The 6,675-nt window shown below is 72.6% G+C and carries 7 protein-coding genes; 5 read left to right on the forward strand and 2 right to left on the reverse strand.

From position 1 onward, the window contains the following. From ACWCSD_RS44535 to ACWCSD_RS44545, 3 genes are all read left to right on the forward strand, one after another. Window positions 1–869: hypothetical protein (locus ACWCSD_RS44535; RefSeq protein WP_449924409.1), on the forward strand; the 869-nt coding region annotated here is incomplete at its 5' end. Beyond that, window positions 857–2,293: a hypothetical protein gene (locus tag ACWCSD_RS44540; protein WP_449924412.1), complete on the forward strand. Its 1,437-nt coding sequence runs from the start codon at window positions 857–859 to the stop codon at window positions 2,291–2,293. The genes ACWCSD_RS44535 and ACWCSD_RS44540, both read left to right, overlap by 13 nt. Continuing rightward, entirely contained in the window at window positions 2,284–3,567 is a 1,284-nt protein-coding gene (locus ACWCSD_RS44545) for an AAA family ATPase (RefSeq protein ID WP_397156533.1), read from the forward strand. The genes ACWCSD_RS44540 and ACWCSD_RS44545 overlap by 10 nt, the downstream gene beginning before the upstream one ends. 23 nt (window positions 3,568–3,590) lie before the next feature. Here the strand turns inward: ACWCSD_RS44545 and ACWCSD_RS44550 are convergent, their stop codons facing one another. Further along, entirely contained in the window at window positions 3,591–4,529 is a 939-nt protein-coding gene (locus ACWCSD_RS44550) for a GNAT family N-acetyltransferase (protein WP_449924415.1), read from the reverse strand. A gap of 69 nt (window positions 4,530–4,598) precedes the next feature. On the opposite strand from ACWCSD_RS44550, the gene ACWCSD_RS44555 reads away from it, so the two are divergent. Then, on the forward strand, window positions 4,599–4,919 hold the full coding sequence (locus tag ACWCSD_RS44555) for an STAS domain-containing protein (RefSeq protein WP_387675563.1): 321 nt from the start codon (window positions 4,599–4,601) through the stop codon (window positions 4,917–4,919). Here ACWCSD_RS44555 and ACWCSD_RS44560 read toward each other — a convergent pair. Next, window positions 4,900–6,474 (reverse strand): MDR family MFS transporter, encoded by a 1,575-nt coding sequence (locus ACWCSD_RS44560; RefSeq protein ID WP_397156529.1) that lies wholly within the window; start codon window positions 6,472–6,474, stop codon window positions 4,900–4,902. The genes ACWCSD_RS44555 and ACWCSD_RS44560 overlap by 20 nt on opposite strands. Before the next feature lie 100 nt (window positions 6,475–6,574). Between ACWCSD_RS44560 and ACWCSD_RS44565 the strand changes: the two genes are divergently transcribed. Continuing rightward, window positions 6,575–6,675: TetR family transcriptional regulator (locus ACWCSD_RS44565; RefSeq protein WP_449924420.1), on the forward strand; the 101-nt coding region annotated here is incomplete at its 3' end.

Consider the following 6,675-nt stretch of genomic DNA (forward strand, 5'->3'; position numbering starts at 1 on the left):
GCGCCGAGCTGCTGCGCATGCTGCGCGAGGTGCTGGACCTGCCGCTCGCCGAGGTGGCCTACCACGACGTGGAGAACGTCGGCGCCCACCTGCGCCACACCCACACCCGCGCCCTGTTCGACCGGGCGGCGCGCGGCGACCAGGACGCCGGCACGCTGTTCGACCACCCGCTGCTCAGCCTGGAGATCGCCGGCCACACCGCGTTCCTCGAACCCGACGTGGTGGCCTTCCAGCTCGGCGGGCGCTTCCACGTGGTGGAGATCAAGTCGTTCGCGGTGGTCGACGGGCAGGCCGAGCCGGCCGCGGTGGCCGCCGCCGCCCGCCAGGCCGCCGTCTACGTGCTGGCGCTGCGCACGATGCTGGCGGAGCTGGGGCACGACCCGCTCACCGTCTCCCACGACGTGGTGCTGGTGTGCCCCGAGAACTTCGCCAACCGGCCGGTGGCGACCCTGGTCGACGTGCGCAGGCAGCTGGCCGTGCTGCGCCGTCAGCTCACCCGGATGACCGGCCTGGACCGGCTGCTCGCCGCGCTGCCCGAGGACCTCAGCTTCGACCTGCGGCCGGGCGAGGACGGCCGGCCCACCCGTCCGGCGGCCGAGCTGGCCGACGCGCTGCGCAGGACCACCGCCCGCTACGCGCCCGACTGCCTGTCCGCGTGCGACCTGTGCTTCTTCTGCCGCGACGAGGCCCGCCAGGAGGGCGCCTCCGACCTGCTCGGCCGCCAGGTGCGCGACGAGCTGGGCGGGGTCGCCTCGGTCGCCGAGGCGCTCGGCCTGGCCGACGGCCTGCGTGACCCGGCCGACGGCCAGGAGGAGATCGCCGGCCTGCTCCGCAACGCCGAACGCCTGCGCAGGGAGTGCCTCAGTTGAGCCTGCTCACCTCGCTCGCCCGGCTGCGCGCCCTGCGGGAGGGCATCGCCCAGCCCGTCGCCACGGTCCGCCACTGCCACGTGGGCGCGCGGCCGATGGTGTTCATCCCGCTCAAGCTGTCGGGCGAGGCCGCCGCGCCGCTGGCCGCCATGCTCGGCACCGACCGCGACCGGCCGCGCCTGCTCGTCGTCACCCAGCCGCGCAACCGTGAGCTGCGCTTCGCCTGGGCCGCCGAGCTGGCCGGGGTGCTGCTGCCGTACGTCGAGGGGTTCACCGCCGACACCGAGACGGTGGAGCGCAAGAACGCGGACCCCTACGAGCGGGCGCTCGACGCGCCGCAGCTCGTCCTGCCGAACCAGGCGGGCGTCGGCTTCACCAGGCTGCTCGGCCGCTCCACGCGCTTCCGCAGGCCCGACGGGCCCTACCCGGTGCCGCCCGAGGTGCCGCTGCTGGGGCGGTGGCTGACGTACTTCGCCGAGCGGGCGGCCTACCCGGGCTCGTCGCTGACGCTGGCCGCCACCGAGGAGCTGGGCCGCCACTGGGCCAGCGGGCAGAGCGCGCTGGAGGACGCCAACCTGGCCGCGCTGCTGTCCTGGATCACCCAGGGCCCTTCCGACGACGCCGAGGACCCGCTGATCTGGCCGCCCGCCGGGCCCGCGACCGATCCGGGCTTCGACGCCGAGGTGCTCGCGCCGGCCATCGACAGCGAGTCGCCCGAGCGGGTCGCCGAGGCGCTGCGCACCCAGCTCGAACCCACCTGGCGGCTGATGTGGCAGGCGCTCGACCTGCTGGCCGGGCTGGAGCCGGGCGCGAGCGTGGCCCAGCGCTGGGAGCAGGACCGCGGTTCGTTCAGCGCCATGGCCGCCCACATCGCCGAGGGCGCGCCGCCGCAGGCCAGGCGCGACGGCGCGGTGGCGGCCGCGGCCAAGCTGGCCCGCATGGAACGTGCCCAGGCCGCCTACGACGTGCAGCGCGCCTACGACGACCCGCTGGTGATGGCCGAGTACCGGCTGACCGGCGAGGCGTTCGCCGGCGAGGTGGTCGAGACCGTCCCCGACAACGTCGAGGGCGAAGGCCGCTCGCGCAAGCTGCGTCCGCTGGTGGTGCTGAAGACCGACGACCCGGTACGCCTGCCGCCCGGGGCCTCGCTCGGCACCCCGCAGCGCCGCGGCCAGGGCGCCGAGCTGGTCGAGGCGCACGGCGGGCTGATCACCCTGAAGATCACCAAGGGCATGGGCCGGGGGAGGACGCCCGCCCCCGGCGCCGTGCCGGAGATCGGCGAGCGGGTCTGCTACACCTCGCTGACCGACGACTTCCAGGGCTCGCCGGCGCTGCCCGAGGCCGAGGCCACGCCGTGGACGCACGGCGGGCCGCCGCAGGAGTACATCCCCGACGACGAGGACGCCCAGGAGGAATGGTCGTGAGCGAGAGCCCGGAGCAGGTGATCGCGAACGTCCTGGCCGACCTGCCCAGGAACCGCGGCGTCGTGGTCGACTCCCCGCCGGGCGCCGGCAAGTCCACGCTGGTCGTGCGGGCCGCCGCGCACATCGCCGCCACCGGCGAGCCACTGATGATCGTCGCCCAGACGAACGAGCAGGTCGACGACCTCGTGGCCCGCATCTCCGACAAACACCCGCACCTGAAGGTCGGACGGCTGTCGGCCGGCGGGTACGTGCCCCACCCGCGCATGCTGGAGCTGGCCGGCGTCACCGTCGGCACCAGGATCCAGGACCTCGGCGACCCCGACATCGTCATCGCCACGGCCGACAAGTGGGCGTGGATCTCCGGCCGGGTGTGGCCGTGGGCGATCGTGGACGAGGCGTACCAGATGCGCTCGGACAAGCTGCTGCGCATCGCGGCGCTGTTCGAGCGGGCGCTGTTCGTCGGCGACCCCGGGCAGCTCGACCCGTTCTCGATCGTCGACGGCGACCGCTGGTCGGGGTTGTCGTGGGACCCGTTGCAGAGCGCGGTGGCGGTGCTGCTGCGGCACAACCCGGAGCTGCCGGTCCATCGGCTGCCGGTGTCCTGGCGGCTGCCCGCCTCGGCCGCGCCGGTGGTGTCGAAGGCGTTCTACCCGTTCACCGGGTTCCGGTCGGGCACCTCGGCGGGCGACCGGCGGCTCGAACTGACCGCGGGCGGCATGGGCACCGTGCACGACCGCGCGCTGGAGGAGGCCGCCCGGTCGGGGTGGGCGCTGCTGGAGCTGCCCGAACGGCACACCGTGCGCACCGACGGCGAGGCCGTGCAGGCCGTGGCGCTGCTGGCGGCGCGGCTGCTGCAGCGCGGCGCCGTGGCGACCTCCGAGCAGGGCGAGCGGCCGGTGACCGCCGACCGGATCGCGGTCGGGGCGGCCCATCGCGACCAGGTGGCCGCGATCAGGAACGCCGGGCTGCCGCCGGAGATCACCGTGGACACCGCCAACCGCCTCCAGGGCCGCGAGTACGACGTGACGATCGTGCTGCACCCGCTGTCGGGCCGCCGCGACGCCACCGCCTTCCACCTGGAGTCGGGGCGGCTGTGCGTGCTGGCCTCACGCCACCGGCACGCCTGCGTGATGGTGGCGCGGGCGGGCATCGCCGAGCTGCTGGACGCCCACCCGTCGGCCGAGCCGGTGCAGCTCGGGGTGCCGGTGAAGTTCCCCGACGGCTGGGAGGCCAACCAGTCGGTGCTGGAGCACCTGGCCCGCCACCGGGTCTAGCGGGAGCCGGTGACGGGACGGCGTCAGAGGCGGCGCCGCCAGACGTCGATGGCCAGCACGCGGCGCATGCCCGCCGACTCGTACAGGCCCAGCGCGGGGGTGGTGTTGTTGCTGTCCACGTGCAGGATCGTGCCCTTGCGGCCGCTGGCGGCGTCGGCGGCGAAGGCGTGCCGGAGCAGGAAGCGGCCCAGGCCCAGGCCGCGGAAGCGCGGGTGCACGGCGAGCGTGGCGACGTAGCCGCAGTCTTCGTCGGGGACGAACTGGTTGTTGCCGATCAGCACGCCGGCGGGCTCCCCGTCGATCCTGGCCAGGGTGAGCTGGCTCCAGTCGGTGACGCTCATGGCCTGGCGGCGCTCGTACCAGTGGTCGTAGTCGACCGAGATGAAGCCGAAGTGCTCGGCGAAGCCGATCTGGTGCACCTCGTGCGCGGCGCGGCGGGTCTCCTCGTCCTCGCCCGTGTGCAGGGTGAGGCCGGGCGGCGGGGCGGGCGCCTCGACGGGGGCCGTGTGGTCGGCGCGCATGCGGTGGAAGCTGGTGCCGGGCTCGAAGCCCTGCTCCTTGGCGTAGGACTGCTTGTCCTGGTCAGCGCGGTAGATGCCGATGTCGAGGGTGACGCCGTCGTGGCCGCGCTCGGCGCCGAGCTCGCGGGCGCGGGCGGTGACCGTGCGCCACAGCTCCCGCCGCAGGTCGTCCAGGCCGGTCAGGCCGGGGCGGGTGATGACCTCGATGTTGACCAGGTCGCTGTCGCCCACCCGGCAGGCCCAGGCCCAACCGGTCAGGCGGCCGGTCTCGTCGTGGGCCAGCCAGCCGTCCCTGTCGAGGTCGAAGCCCGGCTCGGCCAGCTCGTCGGCGATGTCGTCGAGCGTCATGTCGGGCGAGCCGATGACGTCGGTGTCGTAGGCCGAGACCAGCTCGTGGATGGCCGCGGCGTCGTCGACCCGGGGGCGGCGCAAGATGTGCATGGGGAGGATTGTGCACACTTCGCCCACCCCGGCGCCTCCCATTTTCCCCGGGGTGGCTAGGCTGGCCGGGTGGTCGACAGGAAGCCGCTGCACATCGAGGTCGCCACCCCCGACGCGACGACCGTCGCGCTCGCCCTGTCCGGCGACCTCGACTACGAGTCCGTCAGCCGGCTGGGCGACTTCCCCGTCCCCGCGGGCTGCACCGCGATCGACGTCGACCTGTCCCGGCTGACCTTCGTCGACTCCTCCGGCCTGGCCGGGCTCGTCCGCCTCCAGCTGCGGGCCGCGGACGCCGGCGCCGTGGTGCGGGTGGTGGCGCTGACGCCCTATCTGCGCAGCCTGTTCCAGCTGACGGCGATCGACCGGCTGTTCAGCCTGCCGCCGGGCTGACCGCCTCCTGCGGGGCCGCCTCCGCGGGAGCGCCGCCGCGCAGCGGGATCTCCTTGATGAAGGCCGCCAGCAGCGGCACCACGACGGCGAAGGCGATGGCCCACCAGAACACGCCGGAGATCGAGGTCGCCAGCGACTCCAGGATCCCGGTGCGCATCTGCACGGGGAGCTGTTCGAGCTGCTTGGGGTCCATCCTGGCGCCGCCGCCCGAGGTCATGCGCTCGGCCGCCTGGGCGCCGAACCGGCCGGTCAGCTCCGACAGGTAGTGATTGTTGAAGATCGCGCCGAACAGCGAGACGCCGAACGAGCCGCCGATCGACCGGAAGAACGTGGTGGCGCTGCTGGAGACGCCGAGGTCCTTCTGCTCGACGCTGTTCTGCGCGATGAGCATGGTGGTCTGCATGAGGAAGCCCATGCCGAGGCCGAGCACGGCGATGTAGAGGCCGGTCTGCCAGGAGGCGGTGTCGACGCCCATCGTGGACAGCAGCCACATGCCGGCGGCCATGCCGACGCCGCCGACGATCGGGTAGATCTTGTACTTGCCGGTGCTGGTGATGGCCTTGCCGACGAACAGCGACACGACCATGGCCGAGGCCATCATGGGCAGCAGGAGCAGGCCGGAGTTCGTGGCCGTGGCGCCCTGGACGGTCTGCTGGAACAGCGGCAGGAAGTTGATCGCGCCGAACATGGCGAAGCCGAGCAGGAAGCCGATGCCCGAGATCAGGGTGAAGTTGCGGTTGCGGAACAGCTGCAGCGGCATGATGGGCTCGGCCACGCGGCGCTCGACCACGATGAAGCCGGCCAGGAAGACCACGGCGACCGCGATCAGGGTGAGGATCTGCCAGGAGCCCCAGGTGTACTCGTTGCCGCCCCAGGTGGTGATGAGCACCATCGCGGTGATGCTGACCGACAGCAGGACCGCGCCCGCCCAGTCGATGCGCACCTTGTTGTGCGTCCGCGGCAGGTGGAGGTTGAGCACGAGCAGGACCAGCGCGACCGCGCCGACCGGCAGGTTCACGTAGAAGGCCCAGCGCCAGTCGAGGTGGTCGGTGATGAAGCCGCCGACCAGCGGGCCGGCGATCATCGCCAGCGACATGACGCCGGCCATGATGCCCTGGTACTGGCCGCGCTCGCGGGGCGGCACCAGGTCGCCGATGATGGCCATGACGTTGACCATGAGACCGCCGGCGCCGAGGCCCTGGATGGCGCGGAAGGCGATCAGCTCGGTCATGCCGTCGGCCGGGCCGCCCAGCATGGAGGAGCCGGCCATGCCGCACAGCGCGGAGCCGATCATGAAGATGACGACCGAGGTGATGAAGATGGTCTTGCGGCCGTACAGGTCGCCGATCTTGCCCCAGATCGGCGTCGAGACCGTCGTGCCCAGGACGTAGGCGGTCACCACCCACGACAGATGGGTCAGGCCCCCTAACTCGCCCACGATGCGCGGCATGGCCGTGCCCACGATCATGTTGTCCAGCATGGCCAGCACCATGGCCAGCATCAGGCCCGGCAGGACGACCATGACCTCGCGGCGCCGTCCGACTGCCTCCGCCACTGCACACCCCCAGTTGTGATCTTGCTTACTTGCCGACCGGCAAGCTTAGAATAAGCTAGATACTTACTTGCCGACCGTCAAGTCGAAATCAAGGTGCAAAGTGCGGGAAGACACGCGGGCGCGGATCCAGGAGATCGCGCTGAAACTCTTCACGGAGCAGGGTTACGAGGCGACCTCGCTGCGCGAGATCGCGGAAGAGCT

This window comes from Nonomuraea sp. NPDC001684, assembly GCF_053596515.1.